Genomic DNA, 620 nt, shown 5'->3' with positions numbered 1-620 from the left:
GCTTTGTTCGGCGAACCGAAACCGATGATGGTTTTGCACATCAGCAGGGACGGTTTGTCGGTGACCGCACGCGCTTCTTCCACCGCGCGTTTAATCGAGTCAGCATCGTGACCGTCAACGCCGCGCACCACGTGCCAGCCGTAGGCTTCAAAGCGCTTCGCGGTGTCATCGGTGAACCAGCCTTCGACGTGACCGTCGATGGAGATGCCGTTGTCGTCATAGAACGCCACCAGCTTGCCCAGTTTCAGGGTACCGGCCAGGGAGCATACCTCGTGAGAGATACCTTCCATCATGCAGCCGTCGCCCATGAACGCATAAGTGAAGTGGTCAACAATGTCGTGGCCCGGGCGGTTGAACTGCGCCGCCAGGGTTTTCTCCGCAATCGCCATCCCCACCGCATTCGCAATGCCCTGCCCCAGCGGTCCGGTAGTGGTTTCCACGCCCGCGGTGTAGCCCACTTCCGGGTGGCCCGGGGTTCTGGAGTGCAGCTGACGGAAGTTCTTCAGCTCTTCGATTGGCAGATCGTAGCCGGTGAGGTGCAGCAGGCTGTAGATCAGCATCGAGCCGTGACCGTTGGACAGCACGAAGCGGTCGCGATCGGCCCAGGACGGGTTCTGCGG

Annotated in this window: 1 protein-coding gene; it reads right to left on the bottom strand. The window is 61.1% G+C overall.

The window, feature by feature from the left end; translation table 11 throughout:
• A partial coding sequence (locus K2184_RS29005) for a thiamine pyrophosphate-dependent enzyme (RefSeq protein WP_233444581.1) occupies positions 1–620 on the bottom strand: 620 nt, incomplete at both ends.

This window comes from Klebsiella sp. K5-306 (genome assembly GCF_051835185.1).
Lineage (GTDB): Bacteria > Pseudomonadota > Gammaproteobacteria > Enterobacterales > Enterobacteriaceae > Klebsiella > Klebsiella oxytoca.
Note: the sequence above shows the minus strand (reverse complement) of the source record. Positions and strands in the feature narration are given on the sequence as shown.